General features: G+C 22.0%; 1 protein-coding gene. It reads left to right on the forward strand.

Annotated elements, in window-relative coordinates; all coding sequences use genetic code 11:
- Positions 1–459: 459 nt before the first annotated feature.
- Positions 460–1,143: plasmid maintenance protein (locus BLO14_RS05900; RefSeq protein ID WP_236736418.1), on the forward strand; the 684-nt coding region annotated here is incomplete at its 3' end.

Raw genomic sequence — 1,143 nt, forward strand, 5'->3', positions numbered from 1 at the left:
TGCTTGAATATTATTTTGCATATCTTGAATATTTAAATTATTATTTATGTGTGACATAATTGTCAGCCTCCTCATAATTTTGATATAAATAATTATATAGCAAAAACTTTTTTTACCAAGTTTTTTACAAAAATTTTTGTAAAAAAAATAGAGCTTAGCTAGATTCTCTTTATAAAAGAACTAAGCTAAGCTCTTCTTGTTATTTTTCGCAAACTATCAAAATTACGGTAGGTGCAAATGTCAATATTTAAACAACTACGTTATTTGTAGTGTAGTCCATTTTAAAATTAAAATCAATTTATTTGTATCAAGTTACAAAAAGTGTATTTAATTAATGTAATTAATAATTAGAATTTCATATTTTTTTTAGAAAAGTATTTACATTTAAATCATAATTTTGCATTATAATAATAATATTATTATAATTATTATTAATCAAAATTATGGAGGATGACGATTATGTCAATACCAACCAATAAAAAAAGTCCAATTTGCTATAATAAACACCAACACAAATTAATTGTTCTTATTTCAACACTAGAATATGTAAACAAAAAGTATAAAAAATACACTCAACAAAACATACTCTATTACTTTAATGAGAATCTAAAAAGAAATGGTCAAAATCCCGTTAAGCTAAAAACACTGCAGAATTATCTTTACGAATTAGAAAAAAAATTTAAAGTCACAACTAATTATCACAAACACATGGGGGTAAATTGTGGGACTGAAATTTACTATAAACTTAATTTTCCAAAAAAAGAGTGTTACTTTAAAATAAACAAATTCTTTGAAGACAAAAAACAATCAAGATTTGAAAAAAGGGTTGAAATAGGCCTTAAAGAGAAATTTACTAAAAATGGGAGTGTAGATATTGGGGAGTGTTTAAGTAATAAAAATAATAATATAAAAGAAGAAAAAAAAAAGAGAGACAATCCAATAAAAAAATTTCAAATAATAAAGTACTTCAATAAATGTAACTTTTTATCTAAAAAATCTCTCTTTCTTTTATTGAATTTAAATATTGAGAAAGATAAATTGATTAAAGTATTTAAAGCCATAAAAAGATATGAAATTGAACTAACAAAAAATAAGAAGATTTTTTCAAATAAGCCTTGTTTTAAAGAAAAGCAAAACAAATTA

It is taken from the genome of Borreliella japonica, from assembly GCF_900099615.1.
Classification (GTDB): Bacteria; Spirochaetota; Spirochaetia; order Borreliales; family Borreliaceae; genus Borreliella; species Borreliella japonica.